Genomic DNA, 24,871 nt, shown 5'->3' with positions numbered 1-24,871 from the left:
GACGCCTCCTTACAGCTTCACGCCCGAGAAGGACATGAAGGCCATCGCCATCAGTCCCGCGGTGATGAAGGTGATACCAAGACCCTGCAGACCATCCGGAATGTCCGAGTATTTCAGCTTTTCGCGCACGCCCGCCATCGCGGTGATCGCCAGCGCCCAGCCAAAGCCAGAAGACAGACCATAGGTGGCAGCCTCAGCGAAGTTATAGTCACGCTCGACCATGAACAGCGAACCACCCAGGATAGCGCAGTTCACCGTGATCAGCGGCAGGAAGATACCAAGCGCGTTGTAGAGCGGCGGGAAGTACTTATCCAAAACCATCTCAAGGATCTGAACCATCGCCGCAATCACGCCGATATACGAGATCAGGCCAAGGAAGGTCAGGTCCACATCGGGGAAACCAGCCCAAGCTAGTGCGCCCGGCTTCAACAGGTAGTTGAGCAGCAGGTTGTTCGTGGGCACCGTGATGGCCTGCACGACCATGACCGAAATACCCAGACCCAGCGCGGTCGAAATCTTCTTGGACACGGCGATGAAGGTACACATGCCGAGGAAGAAGCTGAGCGCCAGGTTTTCAACAAAGATGGCCTTTACGGCCAGTGAAATCAGACCTTCCATCAGTGGGCCTCTACCTGCTGAATTTTGTATTCACGTTCTTCGACCTGGTTCGGCTTCCATGTGCGGAAGGCCCAGATGATCAGACCGATGATAAAGAACGCGGACGGTGGCAGCAGCAGCATGCCGTTGGGCACGTACCAACCACCATTGTTGACGGTTTCCAGAATGGTGACGCCGAACAGCGACCCGTTCCCGAACAGCTCGCGGATGAAACCAACCAGCAGCAGGATCAGGCCATAGCCCATGCCGTTGCCCATGCCGTCGATGAACGACGCAACCGGAGGGTTCTTCATCGCAAACGCTTCGGCGCGGCCCATTACGATACAGTTGGTGATGATCAGACCGACGAAAACCGACAGGGTTTTTGAAATCTCAAAGGCATATGCCTTGAGGATCTGGTCCACCAGGATCACCAGCGATGCGATGATCACCATCTGCACGATGATCCGGATCGAACCCGGGATCTGGTTGCGCAGGCACGAGATGAAGAAGGACGAGAACGACGTCACGAAGATCACCGCCAGTGCCATCACCATCGACACCTGCAGCGACGAGGTCACCGCCAGTGCCGAACAGATACCGAGCACCTGCAGAGTGATCGGGTTGTTGTCGACAAGCGGGTCGACCAGCATCTCTTTCTTGGTCTGGGACATCAAATCTCTCCTGCTTGCAGTTTGGCCAGGAACGGAGCGTAGCCCGCATCACCCATCCAGAATTTCACCAGGTTATCGACACCTACCGAGGTCAGCGTGGCACCAGCCAGCGCGTCTACGTAAAAGTCGGGGCCAGCGGCAGGTTGCGACTTGGATACGGTGATCTGCAGATCGCCCGCGTCATCGCGCAGTTTCTTGCCATTCCACAGTGCTTTCCAGCGAGGGTTGTCCACCTCAGCACCCAAGCCAGGGGTTTCGCCGTGCTGATAGAATTGCAGACCGAAGATGTCGTTCCCGTTGTTCTCCAGGGCGATGAAGCCATACAGCGTGGACCAAAGACCATAGCCGTGCAGCGGCAGGATCACCTTGTCCAGTTCGCCAGAATCGTCCCGCAGCAGATAGATCACGCGATACAGAGCCTTGCGGCCGATACCAGCAGGGTCATCGTCCAGCGCAACGCTCAACTCTGGGTCACTGGCAGCAGCCAGATCGTCGAAGGTGGCCGGATCAAACTTGTCGTCCACAAACTCGCCAGTCGACAGTTCAAGTACATGCGGCTCGAACTTGGCAAATGCCTCAGAGACATCGACGCCCGGTTCGTAAACGCCTGCCACCTGCAGAACGTTGATCTGCTTGTCCTTGAGCGCGTTGGCTTCCTGCACAGGGCGCAGGCTTACGGCTGCGGCAGACACGACCATCGAAGCCACAAGGCACACCGCAACAGCGATAAAGATCGTCTTGCCAACCGAGTCCGGCGAGGCCGCCAGAAACTTGGCAATCGCGCCCTTGGGTTCTGGGGATTGCGTATCAGACATGGCGACGCGCCCTCCGTTTGATGTTTGCCTGAACGACGAAGTAGTCGATCAGTGGTGCAAAGACGTTACCGAACAGGATTGCCAGCATCATGCCTTCGGGGAAAGCGGGGTTCACCACCCGGATCAGCACAACCATGATACCGATCAGCGCACCGTAGAAATAGCGCCCCATGTTGGTATGGCTGGCCGAAACAGGCTCGGTCACCATGAAGGCCAGACCGAAAGCATAGCCGCCGACCACGATGTGCCAGTACCAAGGCATCGCGAACATCGGGTTGGTGTCCGATCCGATCAGGTTGAACAGCAGCGTCAGACCAATAGTACCCGCCAAACAGCCGACAATCAGACGGTAGTTTGCGATCCGCGTTGTCAACAGGAATGCCAGACCAATCAGACAGGCCAGCGTCGACGTTTCGCCAAAACTCCCCTGCATCTGACCCAGGAACGCATTCCACCAGGTCAGCCCTTCGGTCGCCAGCGCCTGAAAGCCTTCCGAGGCCGACACAGACAGAGCCGTCGCGCCCGAGAACCCGTCAACCGGGGTCCAAACCGTGTCGCCCGACATGTTCGCAGGGTATGCGAAGTATAGGAACGCACGGCCTACAAGCGCGGGGTTCAGGAAGTTTTTGCCAGTACCGCCAAAGACTTCTTTACCGATGACCACACCAAAGATGATGCCCAAAGCGACCTGCCACAGAGGGGCAGATGCAGGCATGATCAACGTGTAAAGCATTGAGGTTACAAGGAAGCCTTCGTTAACCTCGTGGCCGCGTACGGTTGCAAAGATGACCTCGAAAATACCACCCGCGACCAGCGTCGTGATGTAGATCGGCAGGAAGTACATCAGACCATGCATGAAACAGGCAAAGATGCTGTCAGGGTTCAGTGAGATACCGAACATCTGCAGAATGGCGATCCGCCAGCCGGTGGCCGCATCCGGGCCAAGCGCAGCAATCGCCGAGTTAGCCTGATAGCCGGTGTTGTACATCCCCCACAGGATACAGGGGATCGTCGCGATCACGACATATGTCATGATCCGCTTCATATCCACGTAGGAACGCGCATGAGGTGCAGCGGTTGTTACGGTTTTCGGAGTGTAGATGAAGCTTTCCACCATCTCGTAGATGGGGAAGTACTTCTCGTACTTGCCGCCCTTGGTAAAGTTCGGCTCGATCCGATCAAAGAAGCTACGCAAACCCATTCGGATCAGCCCTCCTTTTCAATCTTGGTCAGGCAGTCGCGCAGCGCCAGCCCATATTCATATTTCGCCGGACAGGCAAAGCCGACGAGGCCCAGATCCTCTTCGTCCAGCTCCAGCGCACCCAGCGCCTGTGCAGTATCTGTGTCCATCACCAGCAGCGCGCGCAGCAGCTGTGTCGGCAGATAGTCCTGCGGCATCAGCTGCTCGAACGTGCCGGTCGGCACCATTGCGCGCCGTCCACCGTTCAGGTTGGACGTGAATGAGAACAGCTTCTTTGCAAAAGCCGAACCCAAAACCGGTTGCACCGCGTATTTCGACGGCATCGGAAGGATCCAACCCAGCGTATGCTGATCATGATCTTCGCGGATGATGCTGATCTGGCGCGCGAAACGGCCCAGATAGGCCTCTGCACCCGCTGCATGGCGACCAGACAGGATCGAGCCGGAAATCACGCGGGCGGTGCCATCAACGTTGATCTCATCGCGGGTCAAATCGTCGGTCGAGGCCCCCATGACTGTACGGATCAGACGCGGCTGCCGTGCACCTGGGCCCGACAGGGCCACCACGATGTTCGGATCCAAATGGCCGGTCTGCATCAGGCGACCAATGGCGATGACATCCTGATATCCGATCGTCCAAACCTGCTTTTCACCGGCCAGCGGCTCGAGGAAGTGGATGTGTGTGCCAGCCAAACCAGCGGGGTGCGGGCCGGAAAACGCAGCCGCCTCTACACCCGGAACATCTGCGCCCGGAAGGACGTCACCGTCTTTCTGGCAAAGGTAGGTCTTGCCCTCGGTCAACTTTGCAATGGCGCTCAGGCCAGCGGCAAAGGCGTCGCCTGCATCCTGAATGATCGTCGCGGCATCAGCAGCCAGCGGTTCACTGTCCATTGCCGTGACGAAAATGGCGGCAGGCGTGGTGCCCGGCACGGCCATTTTGGAATAAGGACGCGTGCGGAATGCAGTCCAAAGACCAGCGGCACACAGGCGTTCGGTCACGCCTTCGGCGGTGTCACCGTTGCCGACGCCGGAAAAGTCGAGACCAGTGTCGTTGGCGTCCGAAACCTCGATCACGACGCTCTGCAAAACCCGGCGCGCGCCGCGGTTGATGGCCACAACCTTACCGCTGAGCGGGGCAACCATCATCGCCTCGGGCACGTCCTTGTGGCAGAACAGCGGTGTGCCCCGCTGAACCTCATCGCCTTCCTGAACCAGCATACGTGGTTTCAGGCCCAGATAATCGGCCCCCAAAACCCCAACTGAGCTGAATTCAGGACCCGGTTGGATTTTTTGCTCTGGCGCACCTTGCACCGGCAGTTCCAACCCTTTTTTCAGTTTGAAAGTTTGCATGTCGCTACGGTCTTCCAAGCCTCTTTCCTGCAACACGTCGTTCCCACCACTCTATAGTGGCACAAAACAACCTGTATGTGGGAGCCTGCGAGCAGAAAAAGGCGCATGGCACCTGTTTCCATTCCAAGCTTCGTTTTGATCAGGCACCCTTTACGCGGGGACGGTGCTAAACGCAAACCCGTTACCGACGAAAATACGGATTTATTGTCAAATTCCTTTGAAGGGTCGCTTTTCGGCCCAATGAAATTGCATATCGCACCTGTCGAGCTTCCGGTGTAAGCACCGGGGATGAAACAAAACGACGATTTTGAAATCTTTTTGGTAGCCACGCCTGGTCTCGAAGCGCCCTTGCATGCCGAGGCGGTCGAACAGGGATTCGCGTCCGCAAAACCAGTCCCTGGGGGCGTTACTTGCCGCGGAGGTTGGCAAGAAGTCTGGCGCGCGAACCTCTGCCTGCGCGGGGCGAACAAGGTTCTGGTGCGGTTGGGCGGGTTCCCTGCGGTCCACCTGGCGCAGTTGGACAAACGGTCGCGCAAGTTCCCATGGGCTGAGTTCCTGCGCCCCGATGTCCCCGTAAGGGTTGAAGCAACCAGCCGAAAGTCTCGAATCTATCACGCGGGCGCTGCACGTCAGCGGGTCGAGAAGGCGATCACCGAAACCCTGGGCGCTCCAATCGCGCCTGATGCCGCGCTGCGCGTCCTGCTGCGCATTGAAAAAGACATCTGCACCTTCTCAATAGACAGCTCGGGCGAGCCATTGCACAAACGCGGGCACAAACCAGCCGTCGCCAAAGCCCCCATGCGCGAGACGATGGCCGCAATGTTCCTGAGCGAATGTGGATTTGATGGGTCTGAACCAGTCCTAGATCCGATGTGCGGGTCCGGCACCTTTGTCATCGAGGCCGCCGAGATCGCATCTGGGCTGCGCCCGGGTCGGTCCCGCAGTTTTGCCTTCGAGAATTTGGTCAGTTTTGAACAGAATCTCTGGTCGTCCATGCAACAGCAGGATCATTCGGCGAAGCCGGACGTGATCTTTCATGGATCGGACCGCAATGCAGGGGCGGTCGAGGCGTCAATAAAAAACGCAGAGCGTGCCGGTGTTGCCGACGTTACTGTGTTTCAGACACGACCGGTCAGCGACATCAAACCCCCACAGGGCCCCACCGGTCTGGTCATCGTTAACCCACCCTACGGCGCGCGGATCGGCGACGAGAAACGCCTGCGATCCGTTTATGGCAGTCTGGGAAAGACGTTGCAGTCCAGATTCAAGGGTTGGCGTGTCGGCATCGTGACAAGTAACGTAAGCCTTGCACGTTCGACCCGCTTGCCGTTGTTACCCCCCGGCCCGGTTGTCGACCATGGCGGTACCAAAATCCGCCTGTACCGCACCGACCCCCTAACCTGAACCGATTTAGAGGTCATTGCGCAATTCGCGCGCCGGGCACCAAAATGCCTCTTGCACATCCAAAACCGCAGGTATAGATCACGCGCCACGGTCGGAGTGTAGCTCAGCCTGGTAGAGCACTGTCTTCGGGAGGCAGGGGTCGGAGGTTCGAATCCTCTCACTCCGACCAATAAAACAAGGCGCCCAAGGGCGCCTTTGTTGTTTCTATGACAGTGATCCGAAGTTCGTTGAACGATACGTTAGTCGAGATCCAACGCATTGGCGGTTTTGTGCAGGCGTTCCGGGCAATAGCAACCTAGTGAAACTGTGTTCCCCCCGCCTCCAGCGATACGGTTGTCCCTTTTTCACCGCGAACGGCTGCAGGAACATCGGCTAGGGCGCAAATGATCGCGCGACCGCCCGAGGATCGCACAAAGTCCTGGGCGGCCTGCACCTTGGGACCCATTGATCCAGCGGGGAAGTCGTACTCATCCAACGCGTTGGGGGTGATCGACCGAATGCCTTTTTGGTCAGGCGTTCCCCAGTTCAGGAATACGGCTTCTGCATCTGTAGCGATGACAAAGAAATCTGCGCCAAGGTTCTGCGCCAGAAGGCACGAGGCGAAATCCTTGTCGATGACGGCTTCGACCCCAACCAGTTTCCGTTCAGCACCCGCCTCGTACATCGTCGGGATGCCGCCTCCGCCAGCAGCGATCACGGTCGCGCCCTTTTCCAAGATCCAACGGATCGGTTCGACCTGAAAAATACGTTTCGGGCGGGGCGATGGCACAACGCGTCGCCAGTACTCGCCATCCGGTTTCACCGTCCAGCCATTGTCAGCCGCCTCTTTCTTGGCGTCCGCTTCGGAATAAACCTGCCCGATGAACTTGGTCGGATTGTCAAAGGCCGGGTCGCTCGGGTCTACCTCGATCATGGTCAATAGAGTGGCGATGTGATGCTCGAAGGGCAGGATGTTACCAAGCTCCTGCTCGATCATATAGCCGATCATGCCCATCGTTTCGCCGACCAAAACGTCCAGCGGGTACTCCTCGACATCCGTATACATGATCTCTTGCAGGGCCAGCATCCCGACCTGCGGACCATTGCCATGAGTGATGACGGTTTCGTGCGCTTCGCAGAGCGGGGCGAGGGCTTCGGCGGCAATCTTCGCGTTCTTGCGCTGATTGTCCGCTGTCATCGCCTCACCCCGTTTGAGAAGCGCGTTGCCACCGAGTGCTACAACAACGCGACCCATGGTTCAGGCTCCCAATGTGGCGACAAGGATCGCCTTGATCGTGTGCATCCGGTTTTCGGCTTGCTCGAACGCGATGTTCATATCGCTTTCGAAAACCTCCTCGGTCACTTCCATCTCGGTGATGCCGAACTGTTCGTGAATGTCCTGACCGACCTTGGTCTCCAGATTGTGGAAGGCGGGCAGGCAGTGCATGAACTTGACGGCTGGATTGTTAGTTTTCTTCATCAGATCCATGTTGACCTGATAAGGACTCAGCAGCTTGATCCGCTCGGCCCAGACCTCTTTTGGCTCACCCATCGACACCCAGACATCGGTATGGATGAAATCCGCGCCTTCTACGGCCGAGGTATCGTCGGTGATGGTCACACGTGCGCCGGTCTTTTCAGCCCGCTCCATCGCCAATTCGCGTACATCGTCATGGGGCTGGGTTTCTTTCGGCGAAATCATCCGGACGTCGCAGCCCATGATCGCGCCCAACATCAGTAGCGAGTTGCCCATGTTCGACCGACAGTCGCCCGAATAGGCATAGACAATGTCCTTACGGGGCTTGTCTGCGTGCTCGATCATGGTCTGCATATCGGCAAGCATCTGGGTCGGATGCCAGTCGTCGGTCAGACCGTTATAGACCGGAACACCGGCATATTCTGACAGCGTTTCAACCATGTCCTGACCAGCACCGCGGAATTCAATCCCGTCGAACATGCGGCCCAAAACGCGCGCCGTGTCTTTCATCGACTCCTTGTGCCCGATTTGCGAGCCCGATGGATCGAGATACGTAATGTTCGCACCCTGATCGTAGGCCGCCACTTCAAATGCGCAACGAGTACGCGTCGAGGTCTTCTCGAAGATCAAGCAGATGTTCTTGCCGGTCAGCGAGGGCTGTTCGGCGCGGGCGTATTTGGCGCGTTTCAGATCGCGGGCCAGATCCAGCAGGTACAGCATTTCACGCTGGCTGAAATCGGCGATTTTCAGATAGCTACGGCCTTTGAGATTGAATGCCATTTTGTCTCTCCCTAACAAAAATCAGCGGGCGCAGGGGGCTGCACCCTTGGTAAATTCAATAGGCGGGGTCGCGGTCGATCGGGCAGGTCATGCAGTGGCCACCACCGCGACCGCGTCCCAATTCCTGACCCGAGATTTCGATCACCTCGACGCCGGCCGCGCGCATCTTGCCATTCGTAAAAGTGTTGCGCGCATAGCCGACGACCACACCGGGCGAGAGGGCCACGACGTTATTGCCGTCATCCCACTGTTCGCGCTCGGCCTGGAACTCGTTGCCGCCGGTCGAAATGACCTCAAGCGAATTCAATCCCAGGGCTTCCTTGTAGACTTCGAACAAGTGCCCTTTTTCCACGTGGATATCCAAGTCCCCGCGGTCGCCCGGGCGGATCGAGATACAGGTGATCTGGTCCGCGACTTCCGAGAATGCGGTGACCTTGTCGTGGTCAAGGCAAGTGAAGACGGTATCCAGATGCATGGCCGCGCGGCTTTTTGGCATGGCACAGGCGACGACACGTTCAGCACCGCCTTTCCTGAACAATGCTTCCGCTACCTGTGCGACGGCCTGCCGGGTTGTGCGTTCGCCCATTCCAATGAAGACAGTGCCGTTGCCCACCGGTTGAACGTCGCCACCCTCGACCGAGGCGAGGCCGAAATCGTCGTCGCTGTCGCCCCACCAGAACTCGAACTCGGCGTCCTTGAACATCTTATGGTGGCGATACACCGTACGCATGATCAGGGTTTCCGGCTTGCGAGCGGGCCAGAACATTGGGTTCGTCGTCACGCCATCGAAAATCCAGCAGGAGGGGTCGCGCTGGAACTGCGCATTGGGGATGGCGGGAAGGATGAAGTCGCCCAGAGAAACCAGATCACCGAACTGTTCGTCGATCATGCCTTTGGGCAGGTCTGCGAAGATGATGCCGCCAAGCATATGGCGAGCAAGTAGCTTGGCGTCCATCTCGTCCAACCAAGCCCGCATTTCTACGGAAAAGCCCAGGCCGACCATGTTGGGCGTGATCAGACGGTCCAGAAGGAAGGCGCGCGCTGCTGGATCTTCCGCGATGGCTTGGGCGAGCAGATCCTGAATGTCATAGACCTCGACCCCGCGTTCCCGCATGAGCGAGCAGAATTCGGCGTGGTCCTTGCGGGCCTGTTCGACCCAGATCACGTCATCGAACAAAAGCTCTTCGCAGTTTCGCGGTGTCAGGCGATCATGCGCCAGTGAAGGGCGCGAGACGATCACCTTGTTGAGCTTTCCGATCTCGGAATGAACGCCGAGCTTCATTGCAACTCTCCTTTCGAACTATCCGTTTTCTGAATCTCTTCAATGTCATTGGCCTGGCTCCAGCGGACCCAGACATGGATAGGCACGCCCATAAGCAGCAGGACCGAGCCAACCAAAACGGTTTCAGCGCCTGAGCCGATGAAGGCCCAGACGGAATAGATGAACCCTAGTGCGCCCAGCACGACGACCTTCGCCAGTTCCGGGCCATGCAGGACCTGCCCGCCTTTCAGCCGGATCATTATCTCGGCCACCGAGCAGATGGCATAGGGCAAAAGGCTGGCAACAACGGCGAGCAGAATGACAAAGTTGAATGCGGCGACCAGCCCTTGCGCATAGTTCATGATGATCAGAACCGAGGCTAGTGCGTTCGACAGGATTAACGCATTAGCAGGCGTTCCAAATTTGGATTTTTGGCCCAAGGCTGCAGGGAAGACGCGATCCAAGGCAGCACCGTAAGGGACCTGGCCACTAAGCAGCGTAAAGCCGTTCAAAGTGCCAAAGGTCGAAATCACCGCGCCCACTGCAACAAGGACACCGCCAACGGGACCAAACATCACCTCACCGACGGCTGCCAGAGGTGCGGCGGAAACAGCGAGCAACTCGGCAGGAATGACGCCCATCGAAACGGCAGTTACCGAGATATAGACGCTTGCCGCGATAATCACGCCGATCACGGTGGCGCGCGGGATGGTCTTTTCCGGTTCGATAACATCGCCAGAGGGAACCGTCGCAGATTCAAGGCCTAGGTAGGCCCAAAGCGTCAGAGCAGCCGCGGCAGAAATCGCCGTAAACGCCGTGGTGCCGCTTTGGTTGACCGGAACATAGTTCTCGGTGTTGATCCAGAAGATACCCAATGTGCCAATTAATATCAGCGGCGCGAGTTTCAGCACGGTGGTTACGATCTGAACCAAACCAGCGCCTTCGACCCCTCGGATATTAACCAAGGTGAGCGTCCAGATTGCAACCAACGCGGTCGATAGGCCGTACATCGGCACTTCGATGATAATCGGGAACAGGAATCCCAGATATCCCACCAACGCGACAGCAACAGCTGCGTTCCCGGTCCAAAGTGCGATCCAGTACCCCCAGGCAATAATGAAGCCTGCAAAGTCTCCGAATGCTTCTTGCGAATAGGCGTAGGGGCCACCAGGTTTTGAAACGACGCGTGACAACCTTCCGAATATGATCGCGAGAACAAGTGCCCCTGCCGAAGTCAGAATCCACCCACCAATTGCGATTGGCCCAAGCGGTGCAAGAGACGCTGGTAGAAGGAACACTCCCGAACCGATCATGTTTCCAACAACCAAAGCGATACAGGCCGTCAGCCCTAGGGCACCCGATGTCGAAGTCGTCTCTGGAGCGGAGCGATCGGTCATTGCGACGGCTCAGTTCGATGTTGTGTCTGAAGTCTCGGTAGCGGGCCCGTCGATCCCCGGATCCGTGATGGCCCCAACGGTAAGTGCCGCGCATATGATCACGGCCAGAATTACGAGCAGCGGGAAAACAAAGCGTAGCCACCTGTCATAGGAGACACGGCCAATGGCTAGCCCTCCCATGACGACGGCAAATGTCGGGTTGAACAGGTTCACCCATCCGTTTGCTGACTGGTACGCTGTAACCACAAGGTCACGACCGACGCCTGCAAAGTCTGCCAGTGGCGCCATGATCGGCATCGAAAGCGTGGCCAGCCCTGACGAGGACGGCACCAGGAATGACATCAAGATCTGAATGCCAAACATCGCGTTGATAAAGGCGAACTCGCTCAGTCCTGAGACAAACCCCTCGGCTCCGGCGAGGATTGTATCGGTGATTTTGCCCGCGTCCATAATGACGACAACGCCGCGCGCGACGCCAATGATCAGGGCAACGCCCAGCAAATCGCGCGCGCCATCAACGAAGGTTTCCACAAAGGTCCCTTCGTCCATTCTGGACCCTTCATCCGTTTTCCCGACCCACCAAACGATGATGGACATCACCAGGAAGAGACCGGACATCTCGGCCATCCACCACCCCAGTGCGACAACACCGTAGATCATGATGGCGAAGGTAATCCCGAAAAGAACCAGAATGATCGAACGCGTCTTGGTCATCTCGGGGAACGTATCATCGCCTTCCGAACCCTTTAGGAAATGCGCCCGGTTTTCCTCGGCCTGATCGGCCACCACGGACAATGACGGGTCGGCTTTCACGCGTGATGCGTATCGCATGACGAATGCGATGCCGGCAGCAAGACAAAGGACAAGGATAATGAACCTAAGAACGATCCCGTTCGTGAACGGAATACCCGCACCTTGCGAGGCAACAACTGTCGCAAATGCGTTGAAGGTTGAGCCCAGGGTCCCAATGCCTGCGCCTAGCATGATCACGGCAACACCGGTCAACGAGTCGTACCCTGCCCGAATAAAAACCGGAATGATCAGAGCGTAGAACGCGAGGGATTCTTCGGCCATGCCATAGCTTGTCCCGCCAAAGGCAAAGGCGATCATCAGGATCGGGATCATCAGGATTTCCCGCCCGGCCAACCTGTGCAGCAACCAACCGATACCGGCGTCGATAGCTCCTGTCTTGGTGACAACCATCAGGAAACCACCAATGACCAGAACAAACAAAGCGACATCAATTGCGGCGCTGGATGAACTTCCCAAAAGACCAGGGTCGTACATACCTGCAATCGGCGCAAGGATGACCGCCGTAAGCCCCTGAGGGTTCGGCTCGACTTCGTGGTAGGTGCCCGGGACAGGCGCTTCGCTGCCCAAAGCTTCGTTCATCTGACGGTCATACTCACCGGCTGGAATAACCCATGTAAGGGCGGCCACGACGGCAATCAGTATGAACAGAATGGTAAAGGCGGTAGGAAATTTGAACTTGGACATATGAAACTCGCGCTGGGTGAAGCTGAGAAACTGGACAGTCAAATATTTGAATACTTATGTCTCAACTTAGTACTAACGCGGCGACTTGTCACTTTCGTAAAACGTGAGTTTCATTTGTCGGATTCATTGACAGCAAAGTGGCTGTCCAACTGGCAATCACACTTCGTTTCCACGCAACAAAAATTGCCGTTTGCTTTATTTGCAACCACTTGGCAGGTTTCTGCCCAGATGTTTGCCGTCTAGGTTTGGTCCGATCTGATGTGGCCGACCTTACCGACTGCACCAATCCGAGACAAAATCCGAAAAGGCCTGCACGTTTGCCGACAGGTGCCGCGCCGGGGGATAGATCACCTGCAGCATACGAGACGGGAGCTGGTAACTGCTCAATAACTTTTCCAGCCGCCCGGCCTCCAGATCGGACCGAATTGCATATTCTGGAAGCACCGCTATCCCCAACCCTTCGGTGGCTGCTTTCAAAAGGGCGTCCATGGTGTTAGCGCGCAAGACCGGCCGAACTTTGACCTTAACCGGGCCGTCCGGACCCAACAGCCCCCAAAACCCCGACTGCTCGGATTGCAGCAAACTCAGACCATGGTGCTCTTTCAAACACTCAGCCGTTTTTGGGACTCCGTGTTCCTTCAGATAGGCCGGGGACGCGCACAAAAGATAATCCAACGTCATAATGCGGTGGTCGACCAACAAAGTTTCTTCATCGGGCTCGGCCACTCGGATCACAAGGTCGTATCCTTCAGTGACCGGATCAATTAGGCGGTTCTCGAAAGAAATCTCTATTTGGACCTGCGGATATTGCTTTAGAAACCCGGCAACAATATCGGAAAAATCCAAGTCTCCGAACGAATGTGGCGCACTAATCCGAAGCTTCCCAACGGGCACGCGCCGTGCGGCGGTGACTGAAAGCTCCACCTCTTCAAGATCGCTAAGTATCTGTTTGGCCCGCTCATAGAGCGCCCGGCCATTGCTGTTGGTTGAGACCGATCGCGTTGTTCGGTGCAGCAACTGAACCCCCAAGCGTTCTTCAAGCGCTATGACCAATCGGTTCACGGACGACCGCGATTGTCCGGTTTCGCGGGCCGCGCCGGAAAAACTGCCAGCCTCGACCACGTCCACAAACGCACGGAGTTCTGAAAAACGGTCCATATTTCACCTGCTCGTTTTGCGGGACAGTGTGTCCATATTTGATACAATTGTCGCTCAATGCAAATAGCCCAAATTGAAGGTCAACAGCGAAACTCATACCACGGAGTTACAAATGCAGATGATCAGACCTTCGGCAGAGCGCGGCGCAGCCAACTTTGGTTGGCTTGACTCGAAACATTCCTTTTCCTTTGGGCAATACCTGGATCCGAACCACATGGGCTTTGGCCCGCTTCGTGTCATCAACGAGGACCGGGTCGCACCGGGGGCCGGGTTCGGCACACATGGTCATGCGGATATGGAGATTATCTCGGTCGTTCTGGATGGCGCGCTAGAGCACAAAGATTCCATGGGCCAGAACGCCATTATCCGACCTGGCGAGGTTCAGCGCATGAGCGCCGGAACAGGCGTGCGGCATTCAGAATTCAACGCCTCGAAGACGGACCCGGTGCACTTTTTGCAGATCTGGATCGTACCCGAGCGCGAAGGGCTTCGTCCAAGTTATGAACAGAAAACCTTCCCGGAGATCGAGCGTCAGGACAATCTGCGCCTATTGGGGTCGCGTTACGGGCGGAATGGATCGTTAACTATCCACCAGGACGTCGATCTATACGGTGCGACCCTGAATGCAGGCAAAGAACTTCAGCATGATATTGCAGCAGGGCGAGGCGTTTGGGTTCAGGTGATCCGTGGCGCGCTGACTGCCAACGGGTCAGACCTTGAAACCGGTGACGGTTTCGCGGTCGCGAACAAACAGCAGGTGAACCTTAAGGCGAGCGGCGATGCAGAAATTCTGTTGTTCGATATGGACCTGAGCTGAGTCAAGTGATGGCGCCGCCAAATCCGGCGCCATCCTCCAACACTGCGGCCTCTTCGCGCGACCAGTTGATGAAACTGGCGATTTCTGGTCGCGTCTCATCCCCTTTTTGGCAAATCACGAAGTAACTGACATGCATCGGAAGCACCGGACCAAATGGCATCCCAAGGCGACCGTCCAGCATCTCGTTGCGGGCCAGAAACCGCCTTGCCAGAACAACGCCAGCTCCATTGACGGCTGCGTCAATGGCATGGTCAGCGGCTTGACGTTCAAACCGCATACCCCGTTGAGCCCCGATAGTGTCGAGGCCAGCCCTGGAAAACCAACCGGACCAGTTCAGGTTCTGCCCGAAAACCTCGGCACTGCTGTCATGCAACAAGGGCGCGCGGACAATGTCGGCCGAGCATCGCAGGTCAAGCTGGGCGATCAAATCGGGGCTCGCCAGCGGGACCAAAAAATCCTCGCACAGTTTCACCGCAAACAGCCCTTCTCCGGGCGCACGGGTAAACCGGATCACTACGTCGGGTCCATCTTTTCCAAAGGTGGTTACGTGGCCGACGGTTTCAAAGCTCACCGGCAATTCCGGGTACCGTTCGGCGAAGCGATGCAGGCGCGGCAAAAGCCATTTGCGAATAATCGGGCCGCTGGATTCCACCCGCAGCGGTTGGGTCGCCTTTGGCCTCACCTGATCCACGGCATCGCGCAACTGCAGAAACGCGGACGAGACTGCAGGTTGCAAGGATTGCCCCGCTTCGGTGAGCGTCACAGCCCGCACGGCGCGGGTAAAGAGTTTTACGCCAAGATCATCCTCCAATGCGCGGACTTGCTGGCTGACTGCGCCCGGAGTCACCGCCAATTCTGCCGCCGCATCCTTGAAGGACGACAGCCGTGCGGCGGCCTCGAAGGCGCGCAACGAAGCCAGAGCTGGAAGTCGGCGAAACGGCATGGGCATAGAATAGCAAAACTAAACTATCGGGCAAGAATCCATCGTTTGTCGCCCGCTCTTTTTCACCCCACTTGCATTGGCAAGACACCCCGGCGGCCCGTCGGCCAAACCTTTTAAGGAGTCCAGACATGAGCACAGAGAAATTGCAGGTTCTCACCCCCCAGAACAGTCAGCTGATCTTTATCGACCACCAACCGCAAATGGCCTTTGGCGTTCAGTCCATCGACCGGCAAACGTTGAAGAACAACACAGTGGGTTTGGCCAAAGCGGCCAAGATATTTGACATCCCGACCACGATTACGACTGTCGAAACCGAGAGCTTCTCAGGTCACACCTATCCCGAACTTCTGAGTGTCTTCCCCGAGCATCCGTTGCTGGAACGCACCTCGATGAACTCGTGGGACGACCAGAAAGTTCGCGATGCGCTGGCGCAGAACGGGCGCAAGAAGGTGATCGTTTCGGGCCTGTGGACCGAGGTCTGCAACACCACCTTTGCACTCAGTGCGATGCTGGAAGGCGGCTATGAGATCTACATGGTTGCCGACGCGTCAGGTGGAACATCCGTCGATGCGCATAACTATGCGATGGACCGAATGGTGCAGGTCGGCGTTGTTCCCATGACCTGGCAGCAAGTGCTGCTGGAATGGCAACGCGATTGGGCGCACCGCGACACGTATGACGCCGTTATTGACCTCGTGAAAGAGCACTCTGGTGCCTACGGTATGGGCGTCGATTACGCTTACACCATGGTGCACAAGGCGCCCGAACGGGTTGAGCACGGACCGACCATTGATCCGGCGCCCGCACCCATCGCCGCCGAGTAAATTAGCGCCTCCTGTCCGGGGTCATCTCCCCTGCCCCGGACAGAATTTCTCAGCACGCATTCCTGACCGGCCCGTCGGGCCGAGACGATCCCCTTTGCCCAGACACAAGGTGACCGACCATGCCGACCCAGATTGACCGCCGCCAGCTTTTGGCCGGAACCGCCACCCTGATCGCTGCCCCTTTGTCAGCTGCTGCCCAAACCCAAACGGCAGACTTGGTCTTGGTGAACGGGAAAGTCACGACGATGGATCCGGCAAAGCCCGACGCTTCTGCTCTGGCCGTCAAAGACGGACAGTTCATCGTGGTTGGTAGCGACGCTGAGATACGCCCCATGATCGGGCCGTTCACGCAAGTTATCGACGCACGTGGCCAGCGGGTGATCCCCGGTCTGAACGACAGTCACACGCACGCCATCAGGGGCGCGGTGAATTACAATCTGGAAGTTCGCTGGGACGGCGTGGACAGTCTGGAAGAAGCTTTGCACCTGCTGCGCATGCAGGCCGAGCGCACGCCTGACGGACAGTTTATCCGCGTCGCCGGAGGCTTCAGTGAGTTCCAGTTCAAAGAAAAGCGCCTGCCGACCGTGGCCGAGCTGGATGCAGTTGCCCCCAACCATCCCGTTCTGATCCACCATCTCTACAAGCTCACGCTGCTGAACACCAAGGCGGTTGAGTGGTACGGTTACAATGAGCCAGGTCATCCGGAATACCCCGGCGGCATCATCGAAAAGGACGTGGATGGGACCGCGACAGGTCGTTTGCTGGCCGCGCCGTCGGGTCTTGTTATGTATCGCACCCTGGCAGCCGCGCCAAAGCTGTCGATCCGTGACCAGATCAACAGCTCTCAACAGTATTTCGACACGCTGAACGGCCTCGGCATTACTTCTGTATCGGATGCAGGTGGCGGGGGGATGGAGTTCCCTGACGCTGATCCTTACCGCGTCATCGGGTGGATGCATGATGAAGGGCTGCAGAGCGTCCGCATCGGTTACCATTCCTTCCCACAGCACAAAGGTCAGGAACTGTCCGATTACCAGAAATGGACCGCCAGCACGCGCGCCGGAACCGGCGACAACCTGCTGAAATTCGTTGGTGCAGGCGAAAACCTGGCTTGGGCGTCCTACGACTATGAAATCTTCGCCGATGCGCGCCCTGAAATCGACGCGGATGCCGAAGACTATCAGCGTCAGATCATGACCGTTCTGGGCGAAGGTGGTTGGCCTTTCCGTCAGCACATCACCTATGACGAGACCGGCGATCGCCTGTTGCCCGTCTACGAGGATGTCGCCAAGGGCGCGGGTTTGACGCCGGGTTGGTTCATCGACCATGTCGAGACCTTCAGCCAGCGCAATCTTGAGCGCATCGCAGCACTTGGCGGCGGCATTGCCCTGCAAAACCGCATCCAGTTCCAGGCCGAAGATTTTGTCGCCAACTACGGCGTCGAAAAACTGAAAACCACGCCAAATTTCCGCGCGATCCTCGACCTTGGTGTTCCGGTAGGCGGCGGTACGGATGCAACCCGCGTGACCTCGTTCAACCCGTGGTTCTCGATCCAATGGATGACCACCGGCCTCTCGCGCGGGGGCATGCCGATGTATGACGACGCGAACCTGCTGAGCCGCGAGGAAGCCTTGCGCGTCTGGACCACGGGTTCCGCCTGGTTCACCGGAGATGCAGGCCGCAAAGGCGCGATTACTCCGGGCCAATTGGCAGATTTCGCGGTCCTCGACCGGGATTATTTCACCGTCACGGATGCAGAGATCGCCAAGCTGAAATCCGAGCTGACAGTGATGGGGGGTGAGGTTGTCTTTGGCTCCGGCCCCTTCGCGCATCAGGATCTGCGGCACATTCCACCGATCAGCCCGGACTGGTCCCCGGTGATCCTGCAGCAGACCCAACCGCTGACGGTTTTCTGAAACAAACCGGACCCCAGTGCCCCTAACGACCATTTCACGGAGACGCAGAATGGCGGACCTAATACTCTATAACGGGCGTATCACAACGTTCGATCCTGATCGGCCAGAGGCCACCGCCATAGCGATTTCAGGCGGAAAGATTGAAGCGACGGGAACCGATGCTGAACTCATGGCTGAAGCCAGGGATGCGCAGACCATCGACCTGCAGGGCCGCCGCGTGATCCCCGGATTGATTGATAGCCACACGCATATCATCCGACAGGGCAACAACTTTGCGATGGAGCTACGCTGGGATCATGTACCCTCGCTGGCGGATGGTCTGGCCATGCTGAAGGCACAGGCGCAACGCACACCAGCCGGTCAGTGGATTCGCGTCGTGGGCGGCTGGTCGGCGGATCAATTCGCCGAAAAACGACTGCCGACGATTGACGAAATCAACGCCGTCGCGCCCGATGTGCCGGTCTATGTCCTGCATCTGTACGACCGGGCATGGCTGAACAAAGCGGCCTTGCGCGCGCTGGGAATCGACAGTCATTACTACGAACCGTTCATCTCGGGCCGCTTGGAGCGTGATGACAGTGGCAATCCGACTGGCCTGGCGTTGGCGCGGCCCAATGCCCAACCGCTTTATGCACTGTTGGACATGGCCCCGAAATTGGACTTTGAGCAGCAGTTGCTTTCCACCAAGCACTATTTTCGGGCGCTGAACGGATTGGGCCTGACTTCGGCACTCGATTGTGCTGGCGGGTTTCTGAACTATCCAGACGACTATGGCGTGATCAGTGAACTCAACCGTCGCGGAGAGCAGACCGTCCGGATTGGATACCAACTGTTTGCGCAGCGACCGACGCTAGAGCTCGACGACTTCAAACGCTGGAATGACGTCGTGAAGCCGGATCAGGGCGATGATTTCCTGAAATGCGTCGGCGCCGGTGAAATGCTCGTCGCCTCGGCCTATGATTTCGAAGACTTCTCTTACCCCCGACCGGAACTGCCCAAGCGCATGGAAAGCGACTTGAAACCGGTGCTGGAGTTCCTGTTCGAAAAACGCTGGCCGATCCGCTTCCACTGTACCTACGAGGAAAGCGCCCATCGCCTGCTTTCTGTGGTCGAAGAAGTTGGTCGAGACAAAGGGTTGGACGAACTCAACTGGATTTTCGACCATGGAGAGACCGTGTCCGAAAAGACTATGGAACGGGTGGCCCGGCTTGGCGGCGGCATTTCTTACCAGAACCGCATTGCCTTCCAGACGACCGCGTACCGGGATCGTTATGGTGAGGTCGAACTGCGCGATGTCATGCCGGTCAAAAAGATGATGGCCTCGGGCGCGCCGCTGGCCGCCGGAACCGACGCGACACGCGTATCTTCGTATAACCCGTGGCTCGCGATCCATTGGGCGGTCTCTGGAAAGGGACGCGGTGGAGACATGATCTGGTCTGCGGAAAACAGGCTGAGCCGCGAGGACGCTTTGCGCCATTGGACAGCGGCCGGGGCCTGGTTCAGCCGGGAACAAGGCAAAAAGGGACAGTTGAAACCGGGCCAGTTTGCCGACCTCGCTGTGCTGGACCGCGACTATTTTGCGGTGGCAGAAGATGAGATCGCGGATATCTCGGCCGACCTCACCGTCACAGGCGGGAAAATCGTCCACGCCAAGGGCGCATTTGCAAGCATTGGTCCGGAACCTCTGCCCGAGCTTCCCGACTGGTCCCCGATTAACTCATTCGGCGCGCCTGGCGTTCTTGTGGCCTGACGGAGAGCGAAATGGACTGGAAAGCATACGTTGTCTCTTTGACCGTCGGCCTGTTAGTCGGGGTGATCTATGCGCTACTGAACACACGCTCGCCCGCGCCGCCGATCATAGCGCTGCTCGGATTGCTCGGCATGCTCATCGGCGAAGGTCTGACCGGCTGGGTGAAAAAACAACTGACCATTGAAGAAGCGGCAGCCGAGTGCTTGCGCGACAAGAGCTTTGCCAAGGATCAAAGCGACGTATCTCAATCGGCGAACGGGGACGTGGCATGAAGAACGTCGTCGCATTCGCCATGGCCGTTCTGTTGGGATCCGCTGCGTCCGCCGATGTGCTCGAGTTCGAGGGCAAAGTCCTTCCCTCTGAGCGCGGGATCATCACCAGTCAAATCGACGGCATCGTAGAGGTCGTTTTTCACGGAAACGGCACGCATGTCACAGAAGGAGAGCCGATTATTCAATTGGACGAAACCGACGCGCGGTTGGTTTTGGACATGGCAAACGCGCGCCTGCAACAGGCCCAAGCCACATTGGCCGCCGCAACGGCGCGCGCAAACAGGCAGCGCGAACTTCTGAGCCGCGGAATATCTGCAGAGGCCGCCGCAAACCCGGCCATCACGGCCCAGAAGGTTGCCGAAGCAAATCTGGCCCTGGCGCACACCGAAGTCACCGCAGCCGAAATTGCGCTGAACCGGACAGTGATCCGGGCACCCATTGCTGGCGTGGTTTCTAAGGCCTCGACTGCCAAGGGAATGTTTGTTGAGGCTGAGGCCAATCAGGAGCTAGGAGAAATTATCGTCATAGATCCCGTTCTGATCGCCTACGAGGTCGACTACGATACTCGCCTGGACACAATGACCAAAGCTGGCGTCTCGTCGCTTGAAGCTTTGTTTGATCGCCTCAGCGTCTCAATCTCGCTCGCAAGCGGAGCTGTTATTCACGATGGACTTTCCCCGGAACGCGCCAGTCTTGAGCTTAACGATGCCGGACACCTGACCGTTTGGCTGCGCGTCCCAAATTCAGATCAGCTTTTGCGCCCTGGCCTTTCGGTGCGTGTAACCTCGACACTACTACATTCGGGAGTTCAGAATTGACTCTCCAAGCGACAATTACCCGCAAAGATTCAGATGCAAAAGCCGTGTATTCGGGCACCCTGCCCGGTTTGGACGGTACTGCAGAGCTGACGCTTTCAAAAACCAGCGAGACGCTGGTGATCGCCGATGGCACCATCGTACCCAACAGCCTGCGTGGCATGGGCGTTGGACAACAACTGGTAGAGCGTTTGATCGCCGACGCCCGTTCAGCAGGCCAGCGAGTGGTTCCCATATGCCCCTTTGTTCGGGCCCAAGCGATGCGCCACAAAGGGGAATGGGCCGATGTCATCCAGTTCTGAGGTCGCACCACCCGTTTCGGCCTGGTCGCCCTTTCGCTATCGCGCGTTCGCGCTGCTTTGGTTTGCCACACTGATCTCGAATGTCGGGACATGGATGCACGAAGTTGGTGCGGGATGGCTGATGATCGAACTCAGCCCTTCACCAGCTGTGGTATCGCTGGTTCAGGCTGCGACCACACTACCGGTTTTCCTGTTCGCTCTGTTCGCCGGGACGTTGGCAGATCGTTTGGACAAACGCCGTATGCTGATCGTGATCAACGTCATAATGATGGTTATAGTGGCCACGCTTGCGCTACTTGTGCAGTTGCAGGCGATTACGCCCTTGATCCTGATCCTCTTCACACTGGCTATAGGCACCGGCGCGGCCTTCATGGCCCCGGCCTGGCAGGCGGTGGTGCCCTCATTGATCCCGCGCGACAATCTGCAGTCAGCGATTGCGCTGAATTCGATGGGCATCAATATCAGTCGGGCGATCGGTCCGGCACTGGCCGGTGTCCTGATCGTAAGCGTTGGGCTATCCACGCCGTTCGTCGTCAATGCGATAAGCCACGTTGTGATTATAGCGGCCTTGCTGATCTGGAAACCCGAAGCAACGCCCCGGAAAATCGGACATCAACCGATACTGGCCGAGATGGCAACGGGTTTGCGCCATGCTCGCTATAACCATGCGCTGCTGGCTACATTGATCCGGGCGGCTGCGTTCTTTCTGTTTGCTTCCGCCTATTGGGCCATGTTGCCTCTGATTGCGCGCAGCATACCCGACGGCGGCGCCGAACTTTATGGGCTACTGTTAACGCTTGTCGGTGCAGGTGCAGTAAGCGGAGCCATTGCTTTGCCCAGACTGCGCGGAGACGCCTCGGCTGATAAGGTTGTCACCGCAGGAACAGGCGGAACGGCTGTCGCACTGGTTTTGCTGGCCGTTGCCAGCAACCCTGGCGTCGCCATGCTTGCCTCTTTTGTCGGTGGTTTTGCCTGGATTGCGGTGCTGACGACGTTCCATGTATCGGCGCAATTGGCTCTGCCTAACTGGGTCAGAGCACGCGGTATGGCCATTTTTCTGATGGTCTTCTTCGGGTCCATGGCGCTTGGGGCGACACTCTGGGGGCAGGTTGCGCAAGCTTACGGCCTGTCCTTGGCTTTGGTCATTGCGGCCGCTGGTCTGGTGGTCGGGTCGGCAATCACCAGAAAAGCAAAGCTTGGTCAGGGCGAAAACCTGGACCTGAGCCCCGCAATGCTTTGGCCTGCCGCACCCGACCTGGACTTGAACACGGACCAATCCGCTGATCGCGCTGCGCGGGTCCAAATTGAATATCGCATTCGACCTGAAGACCGGACTGCATTTGTTCAGGCTCTTAAAGCCTGGTCAGCGCAGCGATACCGCGATGGGGCCTTCAAGTGGTCGCTCATCCAAAGTGTCGAGGATCCCGAGATCTGGATTGAAAGCTTCGAGGTCGCCAGTTGGAACGAACACCTGGCCCAGCATGAACGGCTTACGGTTTCCGACAGCATAGAACAGGCCGAGATAAAGAAGTTCGAAATCAGAGACACAGGCCCAGTTGTGCGCCACTACCTTCACTTTTGAACCCGACACAAGTTTACGGTGCCATAATCGTAACCGGACCAGCGCGGAGTCCCCAACCCGCCGAAGGTCAACTGCGCAGTCTTTCCGCATCAGACCAAAATGCGCTGATAAATTAGGCAATTCCGCGCTCCGGCGAGGCGATCCAAGGATTTCGGATTGAGGCCGCCAACGTCTGGCCCCAGCTGGTTCGTCATGAGCCAAAACCTCACTGTTGTTGTCGTCGAACAGAACCAAGAGCGTGCCTTTGCCATTGTCGATGCCCTGAAAGAATCCGGGGACGTGGATGTCTTTGTGATCGGCAGCGTGTCAGGACTTGCGCGCAAGATTGCCACGCATAGCCCCGATATCGTGTTGATCGACGTCGACAACCCGTCCCGCGACATGCTGGAAGAGCTGACCGTTGCTTCAGGTCCTATGGAACGCCCTGTCGCGATGTTCGTTTCCGGAGCAGCTGGCGGTTTGGCCAAGGCAGCGGTTGAGGCCGGTATGTCAGCGTACGTCGTCGATGGCCTGCAGGCCGATCGAATTAAGCCCGTCATGGATACCGCTATCGCCCGATTTCAGATGTTGCGGCAGATGCGCGTGGAATTGGAAGAAACCCGACGCGCATTGGAAGAGCGCAAGCTGATTGATCGCGCCAAAGGGCTGCTGATGAAAGCCAAAGGTATTCAGGAGGACGAGGCATACGCCTTGCTGCGCAAAACCGCGATGAACCAGAACCGGCGTGTTGCAGACGTGGCCGAGGCTTTGGTGACAGCTTCGGGGTTGCTCTCATGAGGACTGTCACGCTGCCTGTCGCTTACATGCCTTTGGTGGACGCGGCCCCCCTGATAGTTGCGCGAGAGATGGGCTTCGACCATGCCGAAGGGATCTCGTTGGATCTGCGCCCTGCACCTTCTTGGTCATCGCTGCGGGATATGCTGGCCTTCGGCCATGTCGATGCGGCGCACCTGTTGTCTCCGGTGCCCGTGGCGATGGCTTTGGGTTTGGGCGGCATCGCAACACCACTTTCCGCAGTGTCTGTCTTGTCCCTAAATGGCAATGTCATCGGTGTCGGCACCAAGCTGGCCGGGCGATTGGCGGATATGGGGTATGAGTTCGATTTTTCGGACGCCCAAGCCGCCGGGGCCGCATTGGCGCAGGCCGCTGGTGAGGTTCTTGTCTTTGGCGTTCCTTTCCCCTTTTCGATGCATGTCGAATTGTTGCGCTATTGGGTCGCCGGAACGGGGCTAGCGTCCAAAAAGGTCGAAATCCGCACCGTCCCCCCGCCACTGATGGCGCAAGCCCTGGCCAGCGGCGAGATTGACGCGTTCTGCGTGGGCGAGCCTTGGGGTTCGTTCTCAGTAGACGATAATGTGGGTGCTTTGCTACTGCCCGGCCGGGCGATATGGACCTGCGCACCAGAAAAAGTTCTGGCCGTCAGAAACGATTGGGCGGAAACCGAACCCCACCTATTGGGTAGTCTTATGCGGGCTGTTTGGCGTGCGGGTCGGTGGCTGTCCAACCCGGATAGCCGGACCACCGCATCCGAGATGCTATCACGCAAAACCTACCTCAATGTCTCGCCCGAGCTGATCGATCGTGCCCTGATGGGTGCGTTCACGATCTCTGCACGCGGAGAGCAGCGCCAAGTGGACGGGTTTGTCGAGTTTTTTGAGGGGGCGGCGACCTTCCCTTGGCGCAGTCAGGCGAAATGGGTCGCGCATCAACTCGCAAAACGAAACGGGTTGGACCCCGCGACGGCGGAACGCCAGGCGGCCAAGGTGTTTCGCAGCGATCTCTATCGTCGTGAATTGCAGGGATTAGGTGTCGAAACACCCGGCGCATCCGAAAAGCTGGAAGGCGCATTGGCCGAGTCGACGGCTGTAGCCTCGGCGACAGGTAGCCTGATTCTGCCGCAAAACATGTTTTTTGACCGACGCATTTTCGAGCCGACCGGGTGAGGTTGCACATTTTTTTTGCACCGCAGCATCTCATCACGCTGCATTGCAGAAAAATCCACGCAAAAATGGCGAAAACTGATGACGCCCCGGCAAACGGCTGGCTTAATCATCTCATCGG

General features: G+C 57.6%; 23 protein-coding genes and 1 tRNA gene. 12 read left to right on the top strand and 12 right to left on the bottom strand.

Going from position 1 to position 24,871, the window contains the following annotated elements; genetic code table 11:
- Nucleotides 1-9 precede the first annotated feature (9 nt).
- Genes nqrE through GOV53_RS05795 form a run of 5 tightly spaced genes read right to left on the bottom strand, consistent with a single transcriptional unit; the run spans nucleotide 10 to nucleotide 4,636 of the window.
- Entirely contained in the window at nucleotides 10-618 is a 609-nt protein-coding gene (gene nqrE / locus GOV53_RS05815; RefSeq protein ID WP_170423419.1) for an NADH:ubiquinone reductase (Na(+)-transporting) subunit E, read from the bottom strand.
- Nucleotides 618-1,271: an NADH:ubiquinone reductase (Na(+)-transporting) subunit D gene (locus tag GOV53_RS05810; protein WP_170415660.1), complete on the bottom strand. Its 654-nt coding sequence runs from the start codon at nucleotides 1,269-1,271 to the stop codon at nucleotides 618-620. Before GOV53_RS05810 ends, nqrE begins: the two co-directional genes overlap by 1 nt.
- The gene (locus tag GOV53_RS05805) at nucleotides 1,271-2,086 is read right to left on the bottom strand and encodes a Na(+)-translocating NADH-quinone reductase subunit C (protein WP_170464707.1); all 816 of its coding nucleotides are present in this window, start codon (nucleotides 2,084-2,086) and stop codon (nucleotides 1,271-1,273) included. Before GOV53_RS05805 ends, GOV53_RS05810 begins: the two co-directional genes overlap by 1 nt.
- Entirely contained in the window at nucleotides 2,079-3,287 is a 1,209-nt protein-coding gene (locus GOV53_RS05800) for an NADH:ubiquinone reductase (Na(+)-transporting) subunit B (RefSeq protein WP_170464706.1), read from the bottom strand. The genes GOV53_RS05805 and GOV53_RS05800 overlap by 8 nt, the downstream gene beginning before the upstream one ends.
- Before the next feature lie 5 nt (nucleotides 3,288-3,292).
- The gene (locus tag GOV53_RS05795; protein WP_170465069.1) at nucleotides 3,293-4,636 is read right to left on the bottom strand and encodes a Na(+)-translocating NADH-quinone reductase subunit A; all 1,344 of its coding nucleotides are present in this window, start codon (nucleotides 4,634-4,636) and stop codon (nucleotides 3,293-3,295) included.
- A 288-nt stretch (nucleotides 4,637-4,924) separates the two neighbouring features.
- Here GOV53_RS05795 and GOV53_RS05790 point away from each other — a divergent pair, with 288 nt between their 5' ends.
- Entirely contained in the window at nucleotides 4,925-6,040 is a 1,116-nt protein-coding gene (locus GOV53_RS05790) for a THUMP domain-containing class I SAM-dependent RNA methyltransferase (protein ID WP_170464705.1), read from the top strand.
- Nucleotides 6,041-6,132: 92 nt separating this feature from the next.
- Nucleotides 6,133-6,209 (top strand) — tRNA-Pro (locus GOV53_RS05785).
- Nucleotides 6,210-6,335: 126 nt separating this feature from the next.
- On the opposite strand, the gene arcC is transcribed toward GOV53_RS05785, so the two are convergent.
- The 6 genes from arcC to GOV53_RS05755 all read right to left on the bottom strand — a co-directional run bounded on the left by arcC (nucleotide 6,336) and on the right by GOV53_RS05755 (nucleotide 13,589).
- Nucleotides 6,336-7,274: a carbamate kinase gene (gene arcC, locus GOV53_RS05780; RefSeq protein WP_170464704.1), complete on the bottom strand. Its 939-nt coding sequence runs from the start codon at nucleotides 7,272-7,274 to the stop codon at nucleotides 6,336-6,338.
- A 3-nt stretch (nucleotides 7,275-7,277) separates the two neighbouring features.
- On the bottom strand, nucleotides 7,278-8,276 hold the full coding sequence (gene argF / locus GOV53_RS05775; RefSeq protein ID WP_170464703.1) for an ornithine carbamoyltransferase: 999 nt from the start codon (nucleotides 8,274-8,276) through the stop codon (nucleotides 7,278-7,280).
- A 55-nt stretch (nucleotides 8,277-8,331) separates the two neighbouring features.
- Nucleotides 8,332-9,558 carry an arginine deiminase gene (locus GOV53_RS05770; RefSeq protein ID WP_170464702.1) on the bottom strand — a complete coding sequence of 409 codons (1,227 nt, stop codon included), beginning with the start codon at nucleotides 9,556-9,558 and terminating at the stop codon, nucleotides 8,332-8,334.
- A complete protein-coding gene (locus GOV53_RS05765) occupies nucleotides 9,555-10,934 on the bottom strand; it encodes an amino acid permease (RefSeq protein ID WP_170464701.1) in 1,380 nt (459 codons plus the stop codon). The genes GOV53_RS05770 and GOV53_RS05765 overlap by 4 nt, the downstream gene beginning before the upstream one ends.
- 9 nt (nucleotides 10,935-10,943) lie before the next feature.
- Nucleotides 10,944-12,431 carry a YfcC family protein gene (locus tag GOV53_RS05760; protein ID WP_170423403.1) on the bottom strand — a complete coding sequence of 496 codons (1,488 nt, stop codon included), beginning with the start codon at nucleotides 12,429-12,431 and terminating at the stop codon, nucleotides 10,944-10,946.
- A 270-nt stretch (nucleotides 12,432-12,701) separates the two neighbouring features.
- Nucleotides 12,702-13,589 (bottom strand): LysR family transcriptional regulator, encoded by an 888-nt coding sequence (locus GOV53_RS05755; RefSeq protein ID WP_170464700.1) that lies wholly within the window; start codon nucleotides 13,587-13,589, stop codon nucleotides 12,702-12,704.
- A 112-nt stretch (nucleotides 13,590-13,701) separates the two neighbouring features.
- Between GOV53_RS05755 and GOV53_RS05750 the strand changes: the two genes are divergently transcribed.
- Nucleotides 13,702-14,406 carry a pirin family protein gene (locus GOV53_RS05750; protein ID WP_170464699.1) on the top strand — a complete coding sequence of 235 codons (705 nt, stop codon included), beginning with the start codon at nucleotides 13,702-13,704 and terminating at the stop codon, nucleotides 14,404-14,406.
- A 1-nt stretch (nucleotide 14,407) separates the two neighbouring features.
- Here GOV53_RS05750 and GOV53_RS05745 read toward each other — a convergent pair whose 3' ends face one another.
- Nucleotides 14,408-15,355 carry a LysR substrate-binding domain-containing protein gene (locus tag GOV53_RS05745; protein WP_170464698.1) on the bottom strand — a complete coding sequence of 316 codons (948 nt, stop codon included), beginning with the start codon at nucleotides 15,353-15,355 and terminating at the stop codon, nucleotides 14,408-14,410.
- 122 nt (nucleotides 15,356-15,477) lie between these two features.
- Here GOV53_RS05745 and GOV53_RS05740 point away from each other — a divergent pair, with 122 nt between their 5' ends.
- The 9 genes from GOV53_RS05740 (at nucleotide 15,478) to GOV53_RS05700 (ending at nucleotide 24,753) form a co-directional block, all read left to right on the top strand.
- Nucleotides 15,478-16,173: a hydrolase gene (locus GOV53_RS05740; protein ID WP_170464697.1), complete on the top strand. Its 696-nt coding sequence runs from the start codon at nucleotides 15,478-15,480 to the stop codon at nucleotides 16,171-16,173.
- Between the two features lie 119 nt (nucleotides 16,174-16,292).
- Nucleotides 16,293-18,089, top strand: coding sequence for an amidohydrolase (locus GOV53_RS05735; RefSeq protein ID WP_170464696.1), 1,797 nt, complete (start codon nucleotides 16,293-16,295; stop codon nucleotides 18,087-18,089).
- A gap of 49 nt (nucleotides 18,090-18,138) precedes the next feature.
- Nucleotides 18,139-19,839: an amidohydrolase gene (locus tag GOV53_RS05730; RefSeq protein ID WP_170464695.1), complete on the top strand. Its 1,701-nt coding sequence runs from the start codon at nucleotides 18,139-18,141 to the stop codon at nucleotides 19,837-19,839.
- An 11-nt stretch (nucleotides 19,840-19,850) separates the two neighbouring features.
- Nucleotides 19,851-20,111, top strand: a complete 261-nt coding sequence (locus GOV53_RS05725; protein WP_170464694.1) for a DUF1427 family protein — start codon at nucleotides 19,851-19,853, stop codon at nucleotides 20,109-20,111.
- Nucleotides 20,108-20,929, top strand: a complete 822-nt coding sequence (locus tag GOV53_RS05720; RefSeq protein ID WP_170464693.1) for an efflux RND transporter periplasmic adaptor subunit — start codon at nucleotides 20,108-20,110, stop codon at nucleotides 20,927-20,929. Before GOV53_RS05725 ends, GOV53_RS05720 begins: the two co-directional genes overlap by 4 nt.
- Nucleotides 20,930-20,973: 44 nt before the next feature.
- Nucleotides 20,974-21,228, top strand: coding sequence for a GNAT family N-acetyltransferase (locus GOV53_RS05715; RefSeq protein ID WP_367648762.1), 255 nt, complete (start codon nucleotides 20,974-20,976; stop codon nucleotides 21,226-21,228).
- A complete protein-coding gene (locus GOV53_RS05710; protein ID WP_170464691.1) occupies nucleotides 21,212-22,810 on the top strand; it encodes an MFS transporter in 1,599 nt (532 codons plus the stop codon). The genes GOV53_RS05715 and GOV53_RS05710 overlap by 17 nt, the downstream gene beginning before the upstream one ends.
- Before the next feature lie 192 nt (nucleotides 22,811-23,002).
- Entirely contained in the window at nucleotides 23,003-23,587 is a 585-nt protein-coding gene (locus GOV53_RS05705) for an ANTAR domain-containing response regulator (RefSeq protein WP_170423381.1), read from the top strand.
- Nucleotides 23,584-24,753, top strand: coding sequence for an ABC transporter substrate-binding protein (locus tag GOV53_RS05700; RefSeq protein WP_170464690.1), 1,170 nt, complete (start codon nucleotides 23,584-23,586; stop codon nucleotides 24,751-24,753). Before GOV53_RS05705 ends, GOV53_RS05700 begins: the two co-directional genes overlap by 4 nt.
- The last annotated feature ends 118 nt before the right edge of the window (nucleotides 24,754-24,871 follow it).

This window comes from Ruegeria arenilitoris (assembly GCF_013035315.1).
Lineage (GTDB): Bacteria > Pseudomonadota > Alphaproteobacteria > Rhodobacterales > Rhodobacteraceae > Ruegeria > Ruegeria arenilitoris_D.
This window is presented reverse-complemented; position numbering and strand designations above follow the sequence as displayed.